We start from the raw sequence: 21,547 nt of genomic DNA on the forward strand, positions 1-21,547 counted from the left end.
CGCCGGGTTCTGCTAGAGTGGTGAACCTTCGGAGGCTCCCGGCTTGGTCATCCACCTTCCCCAGAAAGGCGCCAAGATTGGCGCTTATGAAGTCATCGAGCAACTTGGCCAGGGCGGCGGCGGCCACGTCTACAAGGCCGAGCGCGGCGGGCGTAATTACGCCGTCAAGGTCCTGGCTACCCTGGACGTGGACGGCTGGACGCGGCGCGAGGTCACAGCCCTTGTCAATCTTCCACTCGATAACGTGGTGCGCTTTGTTGGCTATGACAAGTGGCCGGATGCCGAGACGGGTTATCCCTGCATCATCATGGAGTTTGTCTCAGGGTTGACGCTCGATTTCTACGTGCTGCGCCACAACCCATCCACCCGGCGGGCGCTCACAATCTTCTTGAAGATCGCCCGGGCGCTTCGGGAAGTCTTCCGGCTCGGGGTGCTGCATCGGGACATCAAGGAATCCAACATCATCATTCGCTCACATGATGGCGAGCCGATATTGATAGATTTTGGCTTCAGCTCCGTGGCTGGCATGCCCACCGTGACAGAAGCGGGAAGGTTGCCGCCGGGAACGCCAGAGTACCGGAGCCCCGAGGCCATGCGCTTTCTCGCGAGCATGACGGAAGAGGATTCTTATACATATAGCCTCTCGGACGAGCTGTGGGCGCTTGGGGTGACTCTGTACTGGCTGCTTACGGACGTGCTGCCGTTTGGCAACCGAAGGGAGCCGGGGCTTAATGCTCGCATCCGCCTGGACTCCCCGCCGCATCCTTGCGTCGTCAATCCGCGACTGCCCGAATCGGTCAGCCGTTTGTGTCTGCGCATGCTGGAGAAGGATCCACAGTCACGCTTTCAAAACCACGACGAGATATGTGGCGCCGTTGAGGCGCTGTTGTCTGCACATGAGGGGGATGCTGGCTGGGATGTGCCGTTGATTGATCCGGAGTCCCCCCACCGTGTGACAACAGTGGGGGGGCCGAACGCGGACAAGCCGAAGAATGAGCAAGAGAAGGAGGTAGCCCAGTGGATAGGAGAGAAGCCCCGGCGGGGGCTTTGGAGGGAGGGTGATGCACTCCAGCCGCCCGCGCCGGGCAAGCTGCCGCCGCCCGTGGGTTTCCTGGAAGGGCAAGCGCGGGCCTCGCCCGACGTGCCCGCCGTGGACGTAGCCCCGGGGGAGGTACAGGAGGACGCAGGCGCCGCACCGCCCCGGGGGGAGCCCGCAGGGCTGGTGGCTGGCGCAGCCGCGCCCCCGGTGCAGGGGCGGGCCGAAGCTCGGGCACCGCCCGCCCGCCGGGGGGCCTCGGGCGTGCGCCGTTGGGTGTTAGGCGCGGGGCCCTTCCCCACGGGGCGCCTACTGCTGGACTTGCTCAAGCGGCCCCCTCTGGTCCTGGTGGCGGTGCTCGCCCTGGTGGCGCTCGTGGTGGGCTCCGTGGGCGCGTGGCGCTCGGAGGCTCCGCCCGTTGCGCTGGCAGGGAAGACGGCGCCCCCACCTAGTGCGTCCGCCGTGGGTGGGCAGACGGAAGGGGCCGCACCCGTCCGCGAAGTGGCGCAGCCGCACAACCCAGCCGAAGCTAACGCGGGCGCGGCGCCCGTGAGGGCCCAACCCCCCGCGCCTCTTCCTAACGCCATGCCTCGCAAACCTGACACGACGAAAAAGCCGGATGACGCACCCAAGCACCAGACGCAACGCGCGGGCAGGCTCCCCGCCTTGAAGAAGGCCGCCGCTGTGAGTGCTACATGTGCGCTGATTGAGGGATGCACCGGAGGCACGGCCCAGGTGCGCCCCACGCCCGCGCCCGTCGAATGCCCCGCCGATTGGCAGGCGACACACAAAAGATTAGGCATTGGTAGCGGAACCGTCGTGCTGCAAGGGGAAAGGGGTTATGCAGGAGATACGGTCCCTCTGCCCGAGGGGCCCGTTAGGGTTGTGACTGACGACGTTACCGGTCTGCCCGAGGGCACCTTGCTTTCGGGGACGTGGCAGCTTGGAGAAGGCCGCATTTATAGCACCTTCACCCAGGCGCAGATTCCAGGCGGAGACACCTACCCCGTTTGTCTGGTCATTGGCCGAGATACCCCGGCAGCCATGCCGAGTGGCCCGGACTGTCCCGAAGGGCTGGGGGATTGCCCCGCGCCCGAAAGCAGACCGGGCAACGTGAAGACTTTCACTGTTCTTGACGTCTACCCAAAAGGCTATCGGTTCTAGACAGTGCCGCCGCACCGTTGCAGTCAACACGGGCCCGCCGGTTTCTCACGCGGGCCCGCCTGCATTCTGGAGGTTGAATTTCCGTGCTGCCCCCGTCCCCTGGCGCCCTCCTGGCGCTCGCCCTCCTTTCTGGCGCCGCACAGGCCGCCGAGCCGCCCCCCGTCCCCCGCTGCGCGGCTACGCCCCGCATTGACGTGTCGGCAGACTCCACGGGGCAGGCGTCCGAGGTGTGTGTCAGACCGGACGAGCCGACCGCATTTGTCTTTGACTCCCGCCTTGCAGCCGGGGCGGTGGAATTTCAGCCAGAGGGCCGCCTTGCGGATTGGGCCCAAGGCAAAGAGAGTCTGACTCTTCACGTCATTCCCAGGGGTGATTATCTGCCAGGGGAGAGGGTAAAGGTAACGGTGCGCTTCGCGGATGGCGCGGCTCCGGAAAACGCAACCTTCTGGCTGGTGGGCCATGCGGCGCAGGATTGATCCCGCCTTATTCACGAGAGGTGCAGGAGGATGACCGGAAAAGGAGGGTGACGCGCCTGACCTCCCGAGTGGTAGAGGGGTGTTGTTCAGACATCCACCACCACAAGGCAGGAGGCGCGTCATGGGTGAAATCCTCAACGACTTCGGGCTGGAGTTCAACGGCTCCGTGAAGCTGGAGGCGAGGGCGGAGCGGTTGACGTCGGAGGCAGGTGCGGTGCTGCTGAGGGAGGTGGACGAGCGGTTGGGGCTGACGCGCTGGCTGGGGGAGATGTTGACGGACACGCGAGACGAGAAGCGGATAACCCACTCGCTGAGGGAGTTGGTGCGCACGGACCTTCTGCTGTTGGGGCAAGGGTGGAGAGACCACGACGACGCGGACGCGCTCAGGAGGGACGCGGCGTTGAGGTTGGCGGTGTCGGACAGCAAGAGCAGCGTGCCGCTGAGGGGGAAAGAGGGGGGAGCGGAGGGGTTGGCCTCACAGCCCACCTTGTCGCGGCTGACGGCCATGTTGGCGCGAGAGGAAAACCGGAAGGTGCTGCACGAGGCGCTGGTGTGGCAGACGGGGCGGAGGCTGAGGGCGCAGCAGCCCAAGGGCCAGAAGCTCAAGCAGGTGACGGTGGACGTGGACGGGTTGCCGGTGGAGGTGCATGGGCACCAGGAGGGCAGCGCGTACAACGGGCACTACGGAGTACGCATGTACCACCCGATTGTCGCCAGTCTGGCCGAGACGGGAGACCTGCTGGACGTGAGGTTGCGCGAGGGAAACGTGCACAGCGCCAATGGAGCGCTGGAATTCATCGACGAGTTGCTGGGGCGAGTGGAGAAGGAGGTGTGTGAGGTGGCGGCGGTGCGCTTCGACGCGGGCTTTCCCGAGGAGAAGCTGCTGGCGAAGCTGGAGGAGCGAGGCACGCCCTACGTGGCGCGCGTGCGCAACACCAGCGTGTTGCAGCGGGAGGCGGCGCTGCCGCGCTTCATGAATTCGGGAGTGCCGCAGGGGAGCCGGGCACCCACCTGTACGAATGGGAGTACCAGGCGCAGGGCTGGAGCCGTGCGCGGCGCGTGGTGTTGGTAGTGCTGGAGAGGAAGGACGAGCTCTTCCCGCACGCCTTCTGGCTGGTGACGAGCTGGAGCAAGGAGCAGATGCCGGCACAGGCGCTGCTGGAGCACTACCGCCAACGCGGCACGGCGGAGGGCCACTTCGGAGAGCTCATGGACGTGCTGGCCCCGGCGCTCTCCTCGGCCAGACGGCCCAAGTCCAAGTACCGGGGCAGCCGCCCGTCCAGCGCGCGGTGTCCATCGACGCCTTCGCCAACAACGAGGTACGCCTGTTGCTCAATGCCCTGGCCTACAACCTGGTGCACGCCGCGCGCGTGCTGATGGAGCAGGCCACGGGCGAGGGCTGGGGCTGCTCCGTGTGCGCGAGCGGGTGCTCAAAGTAGCCGCGCGGGTGCTGTTACACGCCAGAAGAGTGGTGCTGGTCATTGGCCGGGAGTCGGCCAGCCTCTGGCAGAAGCTGTGGACGAAGCTGGGCTCGCTGAGCACAGCGCACATCACGTAGCTGCCTGGAGTCAATTGCAGCTCACGTGTCGCACTCTCCCCACTCCCCTCTCCATCTCCTCCTGCTTGCTACCCGCTGCCCCGGGGCGGGCTTCCTCTGCCTTGTGCCCGATAACTCAACCCAACGCGCTCGACCTCAGCCTTCATGCATGTCTTGAGCCAGTCGTCGCGAATATGGTGGGTTGATCCAAAGTCCGTAGGAGAGGTTTTGAAGAGGCGGAGAGCAAGTCCAGACATTCACAGGCAAAGAGGGAGCATCCCTCCGGACGGCGCCTGAAAGAGGGGCGCCGTGGAAGGACAGGAGTGAAGGTACACAGGCCGAACAGCCAGGGGAGAAGAGGCGCGGGAAGGCCGGAGCGGGAGCAGCTGGCGGGCGCTCAGGCAAGTGTGGCCAGACTCTCGGGCAGCACGGCCAGACCCAACAGGCCCTGGTAGAGCACCTCCATGGTGCGTGCGAAGCTTTGGGGCCGTTTGTCGCGAGTCGGCAGGTGCGTGCGCACCAGGGCCAGCAGGTTGTAGGCCAGCAAACGCAGCCAGCTGAGCACCAGGGGTGCATTGCCTCGCAGGCTGGGCGAGGCGCTGTCCTCCTCCAGCACCACGTCCGCTGTCCAGTTGGGCCCGTTCTCAATCCCCCAGTGCCGGCGTACCAACGTCAGCATCCGCTCCGGGGACAGTTGCCCTGTGGGAATGGAGGTGAGGAACAGCCGCGTCTCCACCTTCGGCAGCTCGCCGTCTCTGGTTCGCGTCTGCCTCACCCATACCCATTGCTGGGCGCCGGGAAAGTCCTCCTCTGGCGGCTTGTCCACCACCCTCAACTCCCTCTCCACCCACTCCCCGCTCGTCCGCTCGCGCGTGCGCACCTTCACTGGCGCCACCGCCAGCGCCACCCACGCCTTGTCATGTAGCCGGTGGAAGTTCTCCTTGAGCGCCATCAGGTAGTGCTTGCCCGCCTCCCTCACCACCCGCGCATTGGCCGCGCTCGTCATTCCCGCGTCCACTGTCACGTACTCGAAATGCCGCCCGAACTTCTCCACCACCCGTTTGAACAACTCCGGGAACGCCGTCGCCTCTCCCTGCTTGCCTTCCAGCAACTTCTGGTCGAGCACCGGCTGGGCCGCGCTGCTGGTGAGACTGGCGCGCAGCGCGTACGGGTACCAGTACTCCCGCCCCTGCTCATCCTTCGTCGTGTGGCTCGGCTCGCACGGCGGCTGCCCCGGCGTGCTCTCCCCCGCCTTCCCGTCAATGCTGACGACGCCCCGGGCGAAGAGCTCATGGCGTATCAGCCCCACTTCCAGGCCTCGGTGCACCATCTGGTGCACCTCCTGCTCCAACCCCTCTGGCTCCAACTTCCCCAGCAGCCTATCCAACGTCGTGTCGGACACCGGCCGCTTCAGCCCCTCGGGCGCCGTGCCTTCGCGCAGCATGTCCTCCCCCAGCGCCTCGGCATGCCTCAACACCCGCCGCCCCACCGCCATCGCCTGCACCAGCAGCATCAACATCGCCGCCAGCGGATGCCTCTGTCCCCGGCGGGCCCGGGGGTCCTTTACCTCCTTGAATGTCAGCCCCAGGCTCGCCATCATCCTCTGCACGCGGGAGGGGGTTTCCTGCTCGTCCTTCTTCCCCTTCCCGTTTCCCGCTTGGGGGGTGGAGGGCCCGCCAGTCCTCCCGCCCCGGTTTTTCTTCCCACTCATCCTTCTTCTCCCCGGACCTGTCCGGCCCGTCTCCGGCTCTGTGCTGGCGCTCCCCCTCGCGATCTGCCCGCGGCTGCTCGCCTCCGGTGGGCGCCTGTAGGCGGGACTATACTTCAGCCGTAGGCCCGGGTGGGATGACCTCTCCCGTGGGACTTTGAATCAAGCCTGGGCCATGCGGCGAGGGGGGCACGGCGCGTGGAGGTGTTCCGCCAACCGCGCCCGGCGGACGTGCTCAAGAAAGAGAAGGACGAAGCACAGGCCGAAGCGCGCCAGTGTCAGGAGGACAAAGCGCGGCTTCTGGCCGAGCGCAAGGAGCCCGGCGGACTCATGGGCGCCGCATGGCTGGAGCGTAAGGGGAAGGTTGCGTCCAAGGACATTTCCCGGGGCTTGAAGCAGTACCCCGAAAATGCACTAGCGGCACGGGAAGCCAAAAGCTACAGCCAGTCCAAAGGCGAAACCCACCCGGGAAGCATGGCGGTAAGGCTTCAGCTCGAAAACCCTGGCGCCGAGCCCTGGACAGTGGCGGGGGCCGTGTTGAAGGAGGCGACGGGCGCGGAGGTGGAGCTTTCTGCGTGGCAAGAGTCGGCCATTGCCCCCGGCGCCCTGGGCTTTGTCGTGGTGGGCGCGGAGAGGGAGCCGGGGCAACTCGCCTGCCCCTGCACCCTCAAGCTGTGGGAAGCGCAAGGGCCTCGCACCGTTACCCTCGGGGACGTCACGTTCCCGGCTGGGGAGCAAACTGGGAAGCAAGGCGCGGCGCGCGAGTAGTAGCGCCGCCCCATCAGGCCCCGAGGGAAAGCCAACCTACCCGATGGGTTTTCAGCACCTCACCAGACCCGGCGGCTTGACCTAGCTGTCAGCCGCTATCTGTAATCGACGGGTTTGGGCTTCCAGCTCGGGCAACTCGCCCGAAGAGGTGCGGCAATGTCTAGACATTCTGTCGATACTCGCCCCGTGGACACACGGCGGCCCCTGCGCGCGGGTGCGCTGGCGCTGGCGGCGCTGATGCTGGTTACAGCGTGCGCCACGGGGGCCCCTATGGGTGGAGGGTTGACGGCTTCCCGTTACCGTCCACCCGTGCCGCACGACTCGCCCGAATCGTGGGCGCTGGAAGCGGAAGCCGAGGACGGGAGCGACGGGGAGGCTTTCTTTGCCAAGCTGCCCACGGACTTCGCGCCTGTGCAGGTGAGCGATGCAGAGTTTTCGGCGGCCATGACAACGCTTTGGCTCAACATGCCGCTTCGGGTGGCCGTGTCTCGGCCCCCGTTGTATGTGGGCCGTAGGCTGGCGTTGGCTTCCGCGCCCTTGAGTGGCGAAGCGTGGCAATCAGACCTGGCCCGCTCGTATGGGCGCCATTGCGAGCGGTGCGGCACCCCGGGAGACTGTCTGACGCTGTTTGAAGATGGGCCCGGTTTCCAGGATGACGACAAGCGCAGCCTTGCGCTTGCCCTGGCGGTGGGCCCTGCGTTGGAGGGCCTAAACGCGGAAGTGCGGGCCATGCTCGACCCAACGCGGATGCTCGCGATGATTAGCATTAGCATCACGGTTTATATGGCGCTGCTGTTGGCGCCTGTGCCCGAGCCAATAACAAAGGGCGCGGCCCTGGTGTTTAGCGCCGCCTTGTGGGGCCAGGATTGATCCAAAGTCCGTAGGAGAGGTTTTGAAGAGGCGGAGAGCAAGTCCAGACATTCACAGGCAAAGAGGGAGCATCCCTCCGGACGGCGCCTGAAAGAGGGGCGCCGTGGAAGGACAGGAGTGAAGGTACACAGGCCGAACAGCCAGGGGAGAAGAGGCGCGGGAAGGCCGGAGCGGGAGCAGCTGGCGGGCGCTCAGGCAAGTGTGGCCAGACTCTCGGGCAGCACGGCCAGACCCAACAGGCCCTGGTAGAGCACCTCCATGGTGCGTGCGAAGCTTTGGGGCCGTTTGTCGCGAGTCGGCAGGTGCGTGCGCACCAGGGCCAGCAGGTTGTAGGCCAGCAAACGCAGCCAGCTGAGTACCAGGGGTGCATTGCCTCGCAGGCTGGGCGAGGCGCTGTCCTCCTCCAGCACCACGTCCGCTGTCCAGTTGGGCCCGTTCTCAATCCCCCAGTGCCGGCGTACCAACGTCAGCATCCGCTCCGGGGACAGTTGCCCTGTGGGAATGGAGGTGAGGAACAGCCGCGTCTCCACCTTCGGCAGCTCGCCGTCTCTGGTTCGCGTCTGCCTCACCCATACCCATTGCTGGGCGCCGGGAAAGTCCTCCTCTGGCGGCTTGTCCACCACCCTCAACTCCCTCTCCACCCACTCCCCGCTCGTCCGCTCGCGCGTGCGCACCTTCACTGGCGCCACCGCCAGCGCCACCCACGCCTTGTCATGTAGCCGGTGGAAGTTCTCCTTGAGCGCCATCAGGTAGTGCTTGCCCGCCTCCCTCACCACCCGCGCATTGGCCGCGCTCGTCATTCCCGCGTCCACTGTCACGTACTCGAAATGCCGCCCGAACTTCTCCACCACCCGTTTGAACAACTCCGGGAACGCCGTCGCCTCTCCCTGCTTGCCTTCCAGCAACTTCTGGTCGAGCACCGGCTGGGCCGCGCTGCTGGTGAGACTGGCGCGCAGCGCGTACGGGTACCAGTACTCCCGCCCCTGCTCATCCTTCGTCGTGTGGCTCGGCTCGCACGGCGGCTGCCCCGGCGTGCTCTCCCCTGCCTTCCCGTCAATGCTGACGACGCCCCGGGCGAAGAGCTCATGGCGTATCAGCCCCACTTCCAGGCCTCGGTGCACCATCTGGTGCACCTCCTGCTCCAACCCCTCTGGCTCCAACTTCCCCAGCAGCCTATCCAACGTCGTGTCGGACACCGGCCGCTTCAGCCCCTCGGGCGCCGTGCCTTCGCGCAGCATGTCCTCCCCCAGCGCCTCGGCATGCCTCAACACCCGCCGCCCCACCGCCAGCGCCTGCACCAGCAGCATCAACATCGCCGCCAGCGGATGCCTCTGTCCCCGGCGGGCCCGGGGGTCCTTTACCTCCTTGAATGTCAGCCCCAGGCTCGCCATCATCCTCTGCACGCGGGAGGGGGTTTCCTGCTCGTCCTTCTTCCCCTTCCCGTTTCCCGCTTGGGGTGTGGATGGCCCGCCAGTCCTCCCGCCCCGGTTTTTCTTCCCACTCATCCTTCTTCTCCCCGGACCTGTCCGGCCCGTCTCCGGCTCTGTGCTGGCGCTCCCCCTCGCGAGCTGCCCGCGGCTGCTCGCCTCCGGTGGGCGCCTGTAGGCGGGACTATACTTCAGCCGTAGGCCCGGGTGGGATGACCTCTCCCGTGGGACTTTGAATCAAGCCTGCCTTGTGGGGCTATCTCGGTTATGAATTCTTCGACCTGCTGCGGGCCTATGCGCAGCTTTACGAGGATGCGCCCCGGGCCTCTACCTTCGCGGAGTTGCGCGAGATTGGCGAGCGTTTCGGGCGTGTCATTGGTCCTAACAGTGTGCGTATTCTCGTGGTGGTGGCAACAGCGGCGATAGGGGAAACGGCGGCTCTCGCTTCCAAGGCCCCAAAGCTCCCCGGATTTACGCAAGCGTCGGAGAGAGTCGCGACTCGTACCGGGTTGGGCCTGCTGGAGACGGCAACCGGAGCCGAGCGCCTTATTGTCTCTGTGCCAGAGGGGACGATCCGCGTGGTGTTGGCGCCTCATGCCGTGGCCATGGCTGCCCGGGGCGTTGCCGCTGGGAGTCCTGCCCCGAGTCGGGGTAAGCTCCTGCTGAACGGACACAGGGCGTGGGGGTCGTTTGGTGGCTTCAAGTCGGCTATGGGAAAGGCGGGCTCCGGAAAGGAATGGCATCACATCGTGGAGCAGACTAAAGGCAACGTGAAGCGGTTCGGGGGCAACGCCCTGCAAAACACCGAGAACATCATTGCACTAGACAAGACTCTTCACACCGAGGTGAGCCGCCTCTATTCTTCGATTCGCTATGATATTACCGGTTCGTCCACATTGACCGTTCGGAAGTGGCTAAGCAGTCAGTCTTACGAGGCGCAGCGGGCGTTTGGTTTTCTTGCAATCAAGAACGTTCAGAGTGGGATATGGTGAAGAGTCTCGAAAAGCTCGTCGAAGAGTTTGCTCATCACGTACAGGCCCAGAATGAGGAGATTTTCAAGGGGGACGCAAGGACCGGAAATAAACATGCGAAAAAGGCGCTTGCCGCTTTCATGCAACTCCGCTCTCACGGAGATGTCGGGCGCGATGCGCTCGCGGTGTTGTTCTCACATCCTCGCATGGACGTGCGGGTAATGGCTGCCGTGTTCCTGCTCCGCCATCGGACGGCAGAGGCTAAAGCAGTTTTGGAAGAGGCAGCAAAAGGGCAAGGGTTGGTTCCGTTCGGAGCTTCCGAAGCCTTGAAGCGATGGAAAGAGGGCACTTGGGCTCTGGACCCTGCCGAGGATGATGCAGGGTCCTCAGAAGAACCCCGCCCGGCACCGCCGACTAAGCGCAGCCGACCACGCACGGAGCGCGCCGAGCCTGACAAACGGAGGGGGAGCAAGCGGGGCAAACGCGGCGGTTGAGCTTGAGAAGATCGCGCCAATGCCGGGCAGGCGAAGCTCGGGCCGGTGGAGGCCACCAGGGCAGCCACGGCGGGCACCTCGGGCCGGTGAAGGTTACCGGGGGGCACGGTAGGCGAAGCTCGGGCGGGTGGAGGCCCCCAAGGCGGCCCGGCAGCCACCACGGCGGGCACCTCGGGCCGGTGGAGGCCAGGGCAGCCACGGCGGGCACCTCGGGCCCGGTGGAGGCACCAGGGCCGGGCGGGCGGTGCTCGGGCCCGGGGTAGAGGCCACCAGGGCGGCCCGGCAGCCACAGCGGGCACCTCGGGCCGGTGGAGGCCACCGGGGCACGGCAGGCGAAAGCTCGGGCGGGTGGATGCCCCCAGGGCAGCCCAGCAGCCACGGCGGGCACCTCGGGCTGGAAGGCCACCAGGGCGCGGCAGGCGAAGCCCGGGCCCGGTGGAGGCCACCAGGGCAGCCCGGCAGCCACGGCGGGCACCTCGGGCCGCTGGAGGCCACCAGGGCACGGCAGCACATGCGACGGGACGAGGTCTGCGGGAGTGGTGCAGCCGAAGTGTGGCCACCCAGCCCCCTGGAACACCGGACGGTTTGACGGGCTTTTCCTCAAGGAAAACAGCCACTTAGAATAATGACAATATTTCATATTTCATTGTAACTGGCTGGAATCCTTGAGGTTTCCATCAAACCGGTCGGTGTTCTAGGTCCGTGCTAGATCCGGTTGACCGTTTATCCAGTATGTAAGGTATAGTTCGCCGTCACTCGCACACGAGGACTAAATGAAGTTTCGCGTCACTTTCCGAAATATAAGTGCGGCTGACTTGAGCGCGCAATGCCGCTTCATTCCAGAACCCGATAAATTTGAGATGTACTTAAATGCCGTGGCGCAGGACATTGCGGGCCTTGAGGGCATAGCAGATGTAAGCATCGAAGGGGATAGAGCCCTGATCATCGAGGCGAACGCGGATGTTCCGGCGCTAGAGGCAAAGCTCAAGCCAATTCTTCAGCACAATTTCGAGTTCCTGCGATGGGTAAGGACCGATGAATTGTGAGAGCATGTCAGCGAGCGCTGCTCTACGACGCGGACTTCGTGGCGCTGCCGGTGGATCCGGTGAACGCGCCGCCGCAGGACCTGCTGAAGGCGAAGGTCCTTCTGAACGTGGTGGCGGGAGCGGTCGTGTACGACGGGATGGCGGCCCGGTAGGCGTGCGTTCCCGTCAGTCGGCGCAGGCGCTGCGCGTCGGGAGGAGCGCGTTCGTTCTTGACCCTGACGGCGGGGCTTCGTAACTCCCGGCGCGCTTCAGGCAGCCCCACGCCCATAGAGGAACGCGACGCCATCGTTGACAGGTCAGATCCTAACCGCAACTCTACAACACGCGCCCGGTATGGCTGGATGCTGCCCACCGTGAGATTGATGCGGCTGTTATTGCCGCTTACGGCTGGCCCGGTGGCCTTAGTGATAAAGAAACTCTGAAACGTCTTCTCGCTTTGAATCAGCAACGGCCAGGAATCGCGCTCGATTCGACCGTTGATGATGATGGGGACGAGGCAAAGGTGGAGGAGTAGCCGTAACCGAGCGCGGCGATGGGGCCGAGTTGTCGATGTGGGGAGGCTTCCACAGCGGCCCCCCTCGGGCTTAGTGGAGGCCCCCAGCCACGGCGGGCACCTCGGGCCGGTGGAGGCCACCAAGGCACGGCAGCCGAAGCTCGGGCCGGGGGGGCCCACCGGGGCAGGGGATTAGTAGGCCATGGCATCGGCGCCAGAAGCCCGAGCGAGGGGCAAAGGGCTCGCCACCTATCGCGCGGCGAGGGGTCCAAGGGGAGTAGAGGGGGGCGGGAGGCGCGGTGCTGCTCGGGTTCGTCGGCGCCAACTGCGAGGGTCCGCTTCCGCTCGCCCTCTCGCCGAGTCTCACCCGCAGCCCGTTTCCTCCTCGCCTCTCATCGAACCGGACGTGCGGATTTCCCGCATCCGGCTCTCGGACAGATTTCACGTGGGGCATTCAGCGTAAGAGGCTTTGCAATTCCAGCACTCCGAGATCGCGGTGCACCTCGGCGTACGTGAAACGAGCCGTTGACGACGGCAACTTGTGGCGCCTCCTCAGGAGATTCCTCACCCTCTGCGCGACGTGGATGTCCATCACGCGAAAGCTGGGGCGGGGCGTACCATAGGCGAAGTAGCCCGCCCACCCGTGGAGGAACCGGTTGAGCTCATCCCGTATCTCCTCCCAGCGCTCGGTTCTGCCGCGCCAGAGAAGCTGGCTGAGCCGCTTCCGGGCTGCGCTCATTGCCTTCTTCGAGGGCCGGGCCCCCAGGTACCGGTTGCCGGTCTTCTTATGCACCATCGGACCAAACTCGTACCCCAGGAACCGGAAGTGTTCCTTCCGCGCGTCGCGAATGCTCGTCTTCTCCTCATTCAACTTCAGCTTCATCCCCTCCAACCATCCCCTTACCTGCGCCAGGGCCTGCGCCGCGCCTCTGCTACTCAGCACGACGAAGTCATCCGCGTAGTTGACAAGCACCGCTCCGCTCCGCTTCATCAGGTCGCTCCTCGCAAAGGCCTTCAGCAGCCGGTTGATGTAGATGTTCGCCAGCAGCGGCGAAATCACACCTCCCTGCGGCGTCTCCTGCTTGGACCTCTTGCCTCCGCTGTACCTCGGCCGCCCCAGTTCGTCTCTCTCTTCGATTGGCACCTTCAGCCACATCTTCACCAGATGCAGCACCGCCTTATCCGACACCCTCCTCGCCACGCACTTCATCAACTCGGCGTGGGGAATCGTGTCGAAGTACTTCGAGAGCTCCGCATCGACGACCTCGGTCCTCCCTCTGCCCAGCTCCTGATGGACCTTCCGCACCGCCTGCACGCCGATGCGCTCGGGGCGATACCCGTACGCCGCATCATCCAGGTCAGCTTCGAAGATAGGCTCCAGGATGAGTTTGGCTGCCGTCTGAGTGACTCTATCCTTGATGGTCGGAATCCCCAGCGGCCTCTCTCCTCCTCCTGGCTTTGGAATCAGCACCCTGCGCACTGGCTGAGGCCGTACCGCTTCTCCTGCAACTCGCGTTGCAGCTCTTTGAGCCACCGTTCCTCTCCGTACTCCGCCACCTGCTCGAAGGTCTGCCCATCGACTCCGGCTGCGCCTCGGTTCGCCTTGGCTCGCTTCAGCGCCTCCACCAGGACATCCCAGCGATAGAGCTTGTCGTACAGTTGGTAGAACCGGAACGTCGGCTCCGCTTTGGCCTTCACGTAGAGCTTCTCTTGGAACTCTTCAAGCTTCGTAGGGGTTTTCAGGCTCACGCCAATCTCCCGCTCGTCCATTCCTCGAGCAGCACTCTGAACCAGGGCCCCTTCCCTCCACGGTCGTTACCCGCTTCCCAGGTACTACGAGCCCCTCCGACTCCTGGGCGTGCCACGCCCTTTCGGCGTGTTCGGTCTTCACCCCACACGCACAGGTCTCCCGTGTTGCGCACTCCACCTTTTGCACACATGCCGCGCCCATTACCCCGGTGGGTCACCAGGCTTGGTCGATTGCTGCCACCTGGTACCTCGGCCTTCCCCGCTTTTGGGACGGGTCGGCACCCACGCAGTCCTCTCGGGGCCTGCTCAGGCTTCACTCGCGTTGCGGCCTGCGCACTCGCTCGACCTCCTTTCGGGGCCTTCTTCTTCGGGGCTTCGGCTCAGAGGGTCACCCCTCTTCACCGCCCGATGGCTTCCGAGGTGCATCGACAATTCCTCGGGTGGGACTTCCACCCACTGGTGACGTGCACCTTTCACGGCGCACCCAAAAAAGGACCAAAACGAACGGACGCGCCTGGACTCGCCCGGACAGATGGGCGCCCCATTTTCAGAGGGAAAACGGGGGTGTGCCTCTAGTCCCGAGTGGGGGCGGATCCGGCCTTAGCGGCTTCGATTCCCGCCGCCTCCACTTTTTTACGCCGTGCTTATGGGTGGTTAGCAGCTTCCTCCATCCGTGTTGCACGTATGTCGCATGCGGGCGCGGAGGGCCGGTCGAGAACCCCGACCGCCTCTCTGCGCGTGTCCGGGCTCAGGTGGGCGTAGCGCTCCGTCATGTCGATGGTCGCGTGCCCCATCAGCTCCTTGATGACCGTCAGCGGTATCCCCCTCATGGCGAGGTGGCTGCCGTAGGTGTGCCGCAGGTCGTGCCAGCCGATGCGGCCCTGCTCGCGGGTGATGCCCGCATGCTGGAGGGCCCGGCGCAGCGGCAGCTTGAGCAGCCCGTCAGTAAGCGGCCGACCGTCCTCCTGGCAGAATACGTAAGGGCCGCGCAGGTGCCGGTGTCCCTTGAGCGCGTCCACCGCCGAGCCCGGCAGTTCCACCGTCCGCTCGCGTCCGCCCTTGGGCAAGCCCGAGACGCCGCGCCAGATGGTACGGCGGACGTGCGGCTTGCCTCGCTGGAAGTCCACGTCGCCCCACTGGAGCCCGATCAGATCCCCTTGCCGCAGCCCCGCCTTGAGCGCCACCAGCAGCAGCGCTCGCCATTCCGGATCGGCGGCGTTCCTCAGGCGCTCGGCCTCCTCGAAGGTGAGGAAATCAAAGGGCGGCTTCGGCAGCTTCGCGAAGAGCCGCACGCGCGGGGCCTGTTCCATTACCCGCTGTTCCTCCGCGACCGCCAGCAGCTTGCTCAGCACCGTCAACACGTTGTTGATGGTTTTGAGGCTCAGCGGCTTCGGTTCCTCGCCGCTGCGCTTGCTGAGCCTGCCCCGGTTTTGTGGACACACCTCATAAGTCGGCTACACAGGAGGTAGTGTTCATGGAGCGAAGGAAGAGGCGGAGTTTCACCCCGGAGTTCAGGGCCGAGGCGGTCCGACTGGTGCGCGAGGGCAGCAAGAGCCTGCCCCAGGTGGCCAAGGACTTGGACCTGACCGAGTCAGCCCTGCGCAACTGGGTGCGCGAGGCCGACGGAGGCGATGGCAAGGAGTCGGCAGGTGCACTCTCCACGGCCGAGCGGGAGGAGTTGGTGCGGCTGCGCAAGGAGGTGCGTCATCTGGAGATGGAGCGCGACTTCCTAAAAAAAGCGGCGGCCTTCTTCGCGAAGGAGACCTCGAGGTGAAGTTCGAGTTCATCGACGCGGAGAAGGCCCACTTCCCTGTGGACTTCATGTGCGAGCAGCTGGGTGTGTCGCGCTCGGGCTACTACGCCTGGAAGGAGCGCCCGGAGTCCGCGCGGGACAAGGCGGACCGGGCCCTGGCCGAGGAGGTGACGCGGATACATCGCGACAGCCGCGGCACGTACGGCAGTCCTCGCGTCCACGCGGAGCTGCGTGCCCGGGGGCAGCGCGTGAGTCGAAAGCGTGTGGCCCGGCTCATGAACGAGCACGACATCGCTGCTCGCAAGAGACGGCGCTTCGTGCGCACGACGGACTCCCGCCACAACCAGCCCGTTGCCCCCAACATCCTCGAGCGCAACTTCTCCCCGGCCAGCCCAATAGCACCTGGGCCACGGACATTACCTACGTGGGGACGGGGCAGGGCTGGCTCTACCTGGCCGTCGTCATGGACCTCTTCTCTCGCAAGGTGGTGGGCTGGTCCATGAGCGAGAACATCGACCGGCACCTGGTGCTCAACGCCCTGGACATGGCCCTCGAGGGACGCCAGCCACCGCAGGGGTTGTTGCACCACTCGGACCGGGGCAGCCAGTACGCCAGCACCGACTACCAGCAGGCACTGGCTGCTCGGGGCATCCAATGCAGCATGTCGCGCAAGGGCAACTGCTGGGACAACGCCGTGGTGGAGAGCTTCTTCAGCAGCTTGAAGCAGGAGCTCGTCTACACCACCGCCTTCGCCACGCACGAGCAGGCCCGGCTGGCCCTCTTCGAATACATCGAGGTCTTCTACAACCGCCAGCGGCGGCACTCCTCGCTGGGCTACGTCAGTCCAGTGGATTTTGAGCTTGCGGCCTTACCGCAGAAGTTGGCATCTTAACCCTACTGTCCACGTAACCGGGGCAAGCCCACCCGTCAAGCAGCAGCATGAAGGGGAGGGGGAGCAGAAGGCAGCAGAGAGGGCGCGCTGTGGCCATGAAGCCAAGACTCAACAGCCTGAGTGAGGAAGGGGAGAACGGGACGGTTCTGCAACCGCAGTGTGGTCACGGTGGAGAGAATGCGCTCGATGAAGCGGCTGCCTTCGGCGCTCTTGGTACCGAAGGACACCTTGCGCATACAGACGGCATGGCGCAGCAGCCGCTCAGCATGATTGTTGGTGGCGGGCACGCTCTCGCGGTGCATGAATGTCCACAGCGCCTTCCACTGCCTCAGCAGCTCGCTGGCCGCATGGGCGGCTTTCTCATCCGCGCACGCTCGCGCCTGCTCCAACAGCTCACGTACCCGCTGGCGCACTTCGTCCATCCGCCGCACCATGGTGCCGCGCTCAAGGGGGCCATCGCGCACCCGGCGCAACAGGTGGAAGAGCGTGGCGGTATATTCCAGCAATTGCTTGCCCACCTCGCACGCCTCCCCGCCTCTGTCCACCCAACTCTGGAAATTGCGTTGCAGGTGACTCCAGCACACCTGCCAGCGCTCCACTCCCAACCACCCGTGCGCCCTGGCTCTGTCGGCTACCGCTATGCCCTTGAAGCCCTCGCCCAATATCCACTGGGCCACCTTCTTGCTCCGGCCCTCGGCGATGAGAAAGACAGCCACCAGGGCCGTTGCCGCCACCCACAGCGCCTTGCGCAGGGGGCCTTCATGCCAGCCTGTGTCATCCAGGTGCACCGGGACTGTCTGCTCCCGGATGTACTGGCGCGCCTGTTCCACCGGCTCGGCCAGCGCCTGGCTCACCTGCGCCTCCACCTTGGAGATGCTGCCCAAGGCCACCTCCACCCCCAGCACATCTCGCAACAGCCATTGTACCGGCCGCTTGGGCAGGCGTAGCAGGCCAGTCATATATGCCACCAGGGCCATGAGTCTGGGGCCGAACGCGCCCGCGGGCACTCCCTCGGGCAACTCGCCCTGCGTCCAATGCTGGCACCCCGCGCAATACCCATACTCCAGCCGCCATTCGGTGACGTGCGGCTTCACCTCCGGCACCTCCCACACCTGGTGCCTGCTGGCTGGCGGCCCCTCCTGTCTCACCTCCACCGGCCCTCCGCACTTGCTACACGCCCCTGGCACCACAGGCCTCACCTCATCCACCTCGTCCTCGGCCAGCAACTGTCGCCCGTGCGCCTCGTGCCCTACCTGCCCTCCCGGCCTGCGCCCCGTGCCCCGGGGCTTCTTGTTTCGCCCTCGTCTTCCCTCGGGCCTGTCCGTGGACGGCGGCTTGTCGGAATTGCTCGAATCGCGCCCCAGTCTCTCTCGCAACTCGGCAATGGTGGCTCGCAACTCGGCAATGGTGGCTCGTGCCTGGGCCAACTCCCGTCGCAACTCGGCGATGGTCGCCTGGTCCTCGGCATGCCGCGCTTCCAATTACGCGATTCGCGCATCCCTGGGGTCTACTTCTCCCATAGGTCTCTACTGCTCAACTTCTCCCGTCCTGTCTACCCCTGATTGCTCGCCTGCTCGTCTGCTGCCTCGTCCCTCAACAATCCAGACGCGTGAACGCGTACAGGCACCCATTCCCGCGAAGGGGGCCGGTGCTGTCGTGGTGGGCATTGAGGGGGAGCGCGCGCGGTAACAGCAGCTCGGCTGCCCCTGCACCCTCAAGCTGTGGAAGGAAGCCGGGCCGCGCACCGTCACCCTCGGGAACGTCGAGTTCCCGGTGAGCCAGCAGACGGGGCCCTGAGCACCGCCACCCCCAGCCGTGCCGAACCTCAAGGGGCTGCGCGCCCGCCGATCTCCGGCAAGCGCTCGTAGGCCCGTTGGAGCGGGTTCAAGTGCGCGGGGTTGTCCAGGTCGAGCTGCGCGCCCGTGAGCCCGAGGCGCGCGACCTCCGTTCTACAACGGCATGCGGTCCTTCGCTCCTCCGAGCAGCTCGAACGCGGCGTCCCACGTCTGTGAATCGGATTCAGCGCGCGGCGGCAGACGGTAGTGGGCGGGTCGACCGTCCTCGTCCGGGGCCCTCGGATCGGCGCCCGCGTCGAGAAGCAGCTTGATCATCGGGAGGTCCAGCCGACGTGCCGCGTGCCCGAGCGCGGTGTATCCGGTCAGCCCGCCCCAGTCGTTGATCGTCCGAGTCGCCCCCGCGCCCAAGAGAAGAGTGGCCATGCCCACATTGCCCCTCTCTACGCACGCCCGCAGCGGCGTGTCCCCCTCGCTGCTGCACACGTTGGGCTCAGCCCCCGCCTTCAGGAGCGCTTCAACTGCCGCCAGCTCGTTTTCGCAGACGGCTACCAACAAGGGAGTCATATCCCGCTCGACGTCCCAGGCGTTGACGTCCGCGCCGTGCTCGATGAGCGCCAGGACCACGTCGAATTCGCCTCCATCGGAGAGTTCGTTGATAGCCACCTGCAACGGACGCAACCCCGGCCACTTCGACTGCGGCTCGTTCGGATCGGCCCCTCCGGCCAGCAGCGCCCTGACCTGGACCGTATCGTGCCTCTTGATCGCTGCGATGAGTTCTTGCGACATAACTTATTTATCCGCCATCGGATGACCCGGAGCGCAATTCTCCTTTTCGAGCTTCTCGGCCTTTGTGATCGCCCGTTCGAGTTGGAGCATTATTTTCTTGTGGCCCTCATCGGGCTTTCCTCCAAAGCATTTTTTCTGAATTTCCCATCGCTTATCTACAATTTTCTTCAGAGCTTCGATACGCAGCCGGATGGCAGAGCACGGCGCCTTATCCATCTGTTTTGAGTTGGGCGCCTTCGGATTGAAGGGGGGAACTGACGCGCTGAGCTTATCCTTCTCCGCCTGAAGTGTGTCGAGCAGACTGTTCTTGCAGGTCTGATTCGCATGGCGAGGAATCCGGTCATACTCCTCCACACTGGTGTAGGGATTGCCCGTCGCCGGATTGGTCTCAGTCCGCCAAGAGGTGGGAACCTTGACCGCCGCAACCGGATCCGAATCAAAGTCCGGCACGACCTCCTCTGCTTCCTGACGCTCAAATTCCTCCATGAGCCGCCGTGACCCCTCCGCTACGTCCAGCAGTCGCGCCTCGTACTCCCGCTGAGCGTCGACCCACTCCGGGCGACGGTCGATGTCCGGCCCGGCGGTGCTGGAGGGGTAGAGCAGGACGAGGCCCGCGAGCAACGGGCCCACCCGGGGGAGGAATTCAGCCAACGTCCTGGCGCGTCCCGCCTGCGCGACGCCCTCCGCCCCCCTCACCACCTCGGCGGCCTGCCCGCTCGCTTTCGCGGCGCGCGAGAAGCGCTCGAAGGCCCGTTCCGCTGCGGTGAGCTTGCGGTTCAACTGTTCCCATTGATGCGGCTCGACGTCTTGGCGTGCCCGAGATAGCAGTGCCCTGGCGTTATCCAGGTCCGGCTTTCCAATCCACGACCGTTCCGGTGTCGGCTCCATCGGCGCGGAAACGAGCCGGATGCGCGGGCCCGAGGTGGGAGTCGACGCGAAGGCATGGGGCCGTGGCATCGACCGCGGGGCGGGCGCGCTCGCGCAGGCTGAGACCAAGAGCAGAAGTACAAGGCAGGCTCGGAAACGCATGGGAGGGTCCTCCATTCTAGCCAGGCGGCGCACCTGCAAGGAGGAGAGCCGGTGGTGCTGGAGGGCCTCTCCCCCGACGGGCCCCTGGCCTTCACCCTTCCCACCTACCGGCTGCTGGCCCGCTGCACCTTCGCCGGACGGAGGGAGAGGCGGCGCATGGTGCTGGACACGGTGCTGCTGGAGCCGGAGGAGCGCCGACTCGTCCTCACCTGGCGGGCGACGTTTCCAGCGCACCGGCAGTTGGCCCTTCATGAGGTGAGCACCGTGCGGGTGTTGCTGCCCGGGGAGGAAGCGCCATGAGTGGAGCGCAGGTGGTGGGGCTGGGCCTGTGCACGCCCGTGGGCACCTCGACGCACATGACGCTGGCCTCGCTGCGCGCAGGCCTCGTGCGCTTCACACGGACGGAGGTGCTGGACGAAGTGGCGGAGCCCGTGCGGGCCTCGCGGCTGAGTCTCCTCGACGACTCTCTCACTCGCACCCAGCGCATGGCGGCCCTGGCCCGGCAGGCCCTCGCCGGAGTGCGGCCATTGCTGGAGTCTCTTCCTCCTGGACGAGTGCTGCCGCTGTACCTCGGGCTGCCCGAGGCGGGGCTGGGCGCCCCGGTGGAGCAGGAGGCGCTGGTGGCGGCGGTGCTGGCCGAGACGGAGGGACGGCTGGAAGTGGTGAAGGTGCACGAGTCCGGGCGGGCCGCCTTCTTCGAGGCCCTGGCCTCGGCCCAGAAGGACTTGCACTCCGGCCGCGCGGGGGCGCTGGCCCTGGTAGGCGCGGTGGACTCGCTGGCCGACACTGCTTCCTTGAAGATGATTCGAAGCGCCAAGGAGGAAGCATGAGACTACGTAGGAACCTACTGGCTGGTACGGAGAGAGACAGCCGTAGCCTGTGCCCAGCGCACCGAGGCCTTCTTCAAGCTGCTCGCCCGATGTGACCCATGCCTCTGCCAATGGTTCGAAAAGGGCGGGACCCAGGAGGAGGCACTGCAACACCGCTTCGAATCCGATGCGGCGAGCATTGCGAAGGTGTTCAGCCGGCAAGAGACGAGAGAAGGACGCTTCGCCGACGAAGGCTTCTCTCTCTCTCGCTCTCTGGAGTGGGCAGGCCCACGAAGCGGCAAGCGGCCTCTCCCTGCTTTGCGGCGATGCCTCGGTCTGGGTTTCCAACAACTGCGTGATGAGACCACCCAGAGAAGGTCTCGCTGCGGAACGCATGCTGCAATCCCCCGTCCTCGCGCGGCTCATGCACGCCATGGCCGTGGCCTTCGAGCCCGAGTGGGGCATCGCCACTTCCCATGAGCTTCGCGAGCGGGTGGCGCCAGAATCCGCCGAGGGCGGCACCTTCAATGGAGGAGTCCCCATGTACTCAACCACCGCCATTCGGCCCTTGGTGTATTGAGTACAGTGCCGGGGGGGGCGTGTTACCGCGCACGCTTGTTGATGGAAAATTGGACCGACCGCCTCCCACCTTCCTCATGTCTGGCTGGAATTGATGCCGGTTCGTCCGTCCCGGTGCGCCGACGGGCGGCAGCATGGGGGCGCTCCTCTCACAGAAGGGAAAC

General features: G+C 65.4%; 19 protein-coding genes and 6 pseudogenes. 16 read left to right on the forward strand and 9 right to left on the reverse strand.

All coding sequences use genetic code 11. From position 1 onward, the window contains the following. Positions 1 to 43 precede the first annotated feature (43 nt). The 6 genes and pseudogenes from JQX13_RS10985 to JQX13_RS55315 all read left to right on the forward strand — a co-directional run bounded on the left by JQX13_RS10985 (position 44) and on the right by JQX13_RS55315 (position 4,234). Positions 44 to 2,200, forward strand: coding sequence for a serine/threonine protein kinase (locus tag JQX13_RS10985; protein ID WP_203408982.1), 2,157 nt, complete (start codon positions 44 to 46; stop codon positions 2,198 to 2,200). A gap of 83 nt (positions 2,201 to 2,283) precedes the next feature. Further along, positions 2,284 to 2,676 (forward strand): DUF2381 family protein, encoded by a 393-nt coding sequence (locus tag JQX13_RS56205; RefSeq protein WP_203408983.1) that lies wholly within the window; start codon positions 2,284 to 2,286, stop codon positions 2,674 to 2,676. 121 nt (positions 2,677 to 2,797) lie between these two features. Beyond that, the gene (locus JQX13_RS10995) at positions 2,798 to 3,748 is read left to right on the forward strand and encodes an IS1380 family transposase (RefSeq protein WP_203408984.1); all 951 of its coding nucleotides are present in this window, start codon (positions 2,798 to 2,800) and stop codon (positions 3,746 to 3,748) included. Further along, positions 3,736 to 3,822 (forward strand): annotated as a pseudogene (locus tag JQX13_RS56210) (hypothetical protein); the annotation flags it as partial. The gene JQX13_RS10995 and the pseudogene JQX13_RS56210, both read left to right, overlap by 13 nt. A gap of 143 nt (positions 3,823 to 3,965) precedes the next feature. Then, entirely contained in the window at positions 3,966 to 4,115 is a 150-nt protein-coding gene (locus JQX13_RS53915; protein WP_239014681.1) for a hypothetical protein, read from the forward strand. Next, entirely contained in the window at positions 4,103 to 4,234 is a 132-nt protein-coding gene (locus tag JQX13_RS55315) for a hypothetical protein (RefSeq protein ID WP_275424885.1), read from the forward strand. The genes JQX13_RS53915 and JQX13_RS55315 overlap by 13 nt, the downstream gene beginning before the upstream one ends. 376 nt (positions 4,235 to 4,610) lie before the next feature. Here the strand turns inward: JQX13_RS55315 and JQX13_RS11005 are convergent, their stop codons facing one another. Then, positions 4,611 to 5,924: an ISAs1 family transposase gene (locus JQX13_RS11005; protein ID WP_203408985.1), complete on the reverse strand. Its 1,314-nt coding sequence runs from the start codon at positions 5,922 to 5,924 to the stop codon at positions 4,611 to 4,613. Positions 5,925 to 6,119: 195 nt separating this feature from the next. On the opposite strand from JQX13_RS11005, the gene JQX13_RS11010 reads away from it, so the two are divergent. Together JQX13_RS11010 and JQX13_RS11015 are read left to right on the forward strand one after the other, a co-directional pair. Beyond that, positions 6,120 to 6,689: a DUF2381 family protein gene (locus JQX13_RS11010; protein WP_203408986.1), complete on the forward strand. Its 570-nt coding sequence runs from the start codon at positions 6,120 to 6,122 to the stop codon at positions 6,687 to 6,689. Between the two features lie 156 nt (positions 6,690 to 6,845). Further along, a pseudogene (locus JQX13_RS11015) lies at positions 6,846 to 7,550 on the forward strand (AHH domain-containing protein); the annotation flags it as partial. A gap of 200 nt (positions 7,551 to 7,750) precedes the next feature. Here the strand turns inward: JQX13_RS11015 and JQX13_RS11020 are convergent. Next, positions 7,751 to 9,064 carry an ISAs1 family transposase gene (locus JQX13_RS11020; RefSeq protein WP_203405779.1) on the reverse strand — a complete coding sequence of 438 codons (1,314 nt, stop codon included), beginning with the start codon at positions 9,062 to 9,064 and terminating at the stop codon, positions 7,751 to 7,753. A gap of 590 nt (positions 9,065 to 9,654) precedes the next feature. Between JQX13_RS11020 and JQX13_RS56215 the strand changes: the two are divergent. The 4 genes and pseudogenes from JQX13_RS56215 to JQX13_RS11040 form a co-directional block, all read left to right on the forward strand. Beyond that, positions 9,655 to 9,978, forward strand: a pseudogene (locus tag JQX13_RS56215) (AHH domain-containing protein); the annotation flags it as partial. Continuing rightward, a complete protein-coding gene (locus JQX13_RS11030) occupies positions 9,972 to 10,451 on the forward strand; it encodes a DUF2019 domain-containing protein (RefSeq protein WP_203408989.1) in 480 nt (159 codons plus the stop codon). The pseudogene JQX13_RS56215 and the gene JQX13_RS11030, both read left to right, overlap by 7 nt. Before the next feature lie 773 nt (positions 10,452 to 11,224). Beyond that, positions 11,225 to 11,497 carry a hypothetical protein gene (locus JQX13_RS11035; protein ID WP_203408990.1) on the forward strand — a complete coding sequence of 91 codons (273 nt, stop codon included), beginning with the start codon at positions 11,225 to 11,227 and terminating at the stop codon, positions 11,495 to 11,497. Then, entirely contained in the window at positions 11,494 to 11,649 is a 156-nt protein-coding gene (locus JQX13_RS11040) for a hypothetical protein (protein WP_203408991.1), read from the forward strand. Before JQX13_RS11035 ends, JQX13_RS11040 begins: the two co-directional genes overlap by 4 nt. A gap of 795 nt (positions 11,650 to 12,444) precedes the next feature. Here JQX13_RS11040 and JQX13_RS11045 read toward each other — a convergent pair. The 3 genes and pseudogenes from JQX13_RS11045 to JQX13_RS11055 all read right to left on the reverse strand — a co-directional run. Further along, a complete protein-coding gene (locus JQX13_RS11045; RefSeq protein ID WP_239014682.1) occupies positions 12,445 to 13,461 on the reverse strand; it encodes a reverse transcriptase domain-containing protein in 1,017 nt (338 codons plus the stop codon). Beyond that, positions 13,455 to 13,739: a hypothetical protein gene (locus JQX13_RS11050; RefSeq protein ID WP_203408993.1), complete on the reverse strand. Its 285-nt coding sequence runs from the start codon at positions 13,737 to 13,739 to the stop codon at positions 13,455 to 13,457. The genes JQX13_RS11045 and JQX13_RS11050 overlap by 7 nt, the downstream gene beginning before the upstream one ends. Before the next feature lie 644 nt (positions 13,740 to 14,383). After that, positions 14,384 to 15,166, reverse strand: a pseudogene (locus tag JQX13_RS11055) (tyrosine-type recombinase/integrase); the annotation flags it as partial. A 47-nt stretch (positions 15,167 to 15,213) separates the two neighbouring features. On the opposite strand from JQX13_RS11055, the pseudogene JQX13_RS11060 reads away from it, so the two are divergent. Then, positions 15,214 to 16,384 (forward strand): annotated as a pseudogene (locus JQX13_RS11060) (IS3 family transposase). A gap of 35 nt (positions 16,385 to 16,419) precedes the next feature. On the opposite strand, the gene tnpC reads toward JQX13_RS11060, so the two are convergent. From tnpC to JQX13_RS11075, 4 genes are all read right to left on the reverse strand, one after another. Further along, positions 16,420 to 17,865 carry an IS66 family transposase gene (gene tnpC / locus JQX13_RS11065; RefSeq protein ID WP_203408994.1) on the reverse strand — a complete coding sequence of 482 codons (1,446 nt, stop codon included), beginning with the start codon at positions 17,863 to 17,865 and terminating at the stop codon, positions 16,420 to 16,422. A 344-nt stretch (positions 17,866 to 18,209) separates the two neighbouring features. Continuing rightward, the gene (locus tag JQX13_RS53920) at positions 18,210 to 18,272 is read right to left on the reverse strand and encodes a hypothetical protein (RefSeq protein ID WP_239015278.1); all 63 of its coding nucleotides are present in this window, start codon (positions 18,270 to 18,272) and stop codon (positions 18,210 to 18,212) included. A 61-nt stretch (positions 18,273 to 18,333) separates the two neighbouring features. Then, positions 18,334 to 18,966, reverse strand: a complete 633-nt coding sequence (locus JQX13_RS11070) for an ankyrin repeat domain-containing protein (RefSeq protein WP_203408995.1) — start codon at positions 18,964 to 18,966, stop codon at positions 18,334 to 18,336. A gap of 3 nt (positions 18,967 to 18,969) precedes the next feature. Beyond that, positions 18,970 to 19,746: a hypothetical protein gene (locus tag JQX13_RS11075; protein ID WP_203408996.1), complete on the reverse strand. Its 777-nt coding sequence runs from the start codon at positions 19,744 to 19,746 to the stop codon at positions 18,970 to 18,972. A 300-nt stretch (positions 19,747 to 20,046) separates the two neighbouring features. Between JQX13_RS11075 and JQX13_RS11080 the strand changes: the two genes are divergently transcribed. From JQX13_RS11080 to JQX13_RS55855, 3 genes and pseudogenes are all read left to right on the forward strand, one after another. Next, entirely contained in the window at positions 20,047 to 20,295 is a 249-nt protein-coding gene (locus JQX13_RS11080; protein ID WP_239014683.1) for a DUF2169 domain-containing protein, read from the forward strand. Further along, entirely contained in the window at positions 20,292 to 20,825 is a 534-nt protein-coding gene (locus JQX13_RS11085) for a hypothetical protein (RefSeq protein ID WP_239014684.1), read from the forward strand. Before JQX13_RS11080 ends, JQX13_RS11085 begins: the two co-directional genes overlap by 4 nt. Before the next feature lie 21 nt (positions 20,826 to 20,846). Beyond that, a pseudogene (locus tag JQX13_RS55855) lies at positions 20,847 to 21,384 on the forward strand (Imm52 family immunity protein). The last annotated feature ends 163 nt before the right edge of the window (positions 21,385 to 21,547 follow it).

Origin of the sequence: Archangium violaceum (genome assembly GCF_016859125.1) — a bacterium.
Taxonomy (GTDB): Bacteria; Myxococcota; Myxococcia; order Myxococcales; family Myxococcaceae; genus Archangium; species Archangium violaceum_A.

What these genes read in the sequence shown, in the direction of transcription:
- JQX13_RS10995 (WP_203408984.1), top strand. Translation starts at nt 2,798, where the DNA reads ATGGGTGAAATCCTCAACGACTTCGGGCTGGAGTTCAACGGCTCCGTG.
- JQX13_RS11005 (WP_203408985.1), bottom strand. Translation starts at nt 5,924, where the DNA reads ATGAGTGGGAAGAAAAACCGGGGCGGGAGGACTGGCGGGCCCTCCACC.
- JQX13_RS11020 (WP_203405779.1), bottom strand. Translation starts at nt 9,064, where the DNA reads ATGAGTGGGAAGAAAAACCGGGGCGGGAGGACTGGCGGGCCATCCACA.
- JQX13_RS11030 (WP_203408989.1), top strand. Translation starts at nt 9,972, where the DNA reads ATGGTGAAGAGTCTCGAAAAGCTCGTCGAAGAGTTTGCTCATCACGTA.
- JQX13_RS11035 (WP_203408990.1), top strand. Translation starts at nt 11,225, where the DNA reads ATGAAGTTTCGCGTCACTTTCCGAAATATAAGTGCGGCTGACTTGAGC.
- JQX13_RS11070 (WP_203408995.1), bottom strand. Translation starts at nt 18,966, where the DNA reads ATGTCGCAAGAACTCATCGCAGCGATCAAGAGGCACGATACGGTCCAG.
- JQX13_RS11085 (WP_239014684.1), top strand. Translation starts at nt 20,292, where the DNA reads ATGAGTGGAGCGCAGGTGGTGGGGCTGGGCCTGTGCACGCCCGTGGGC.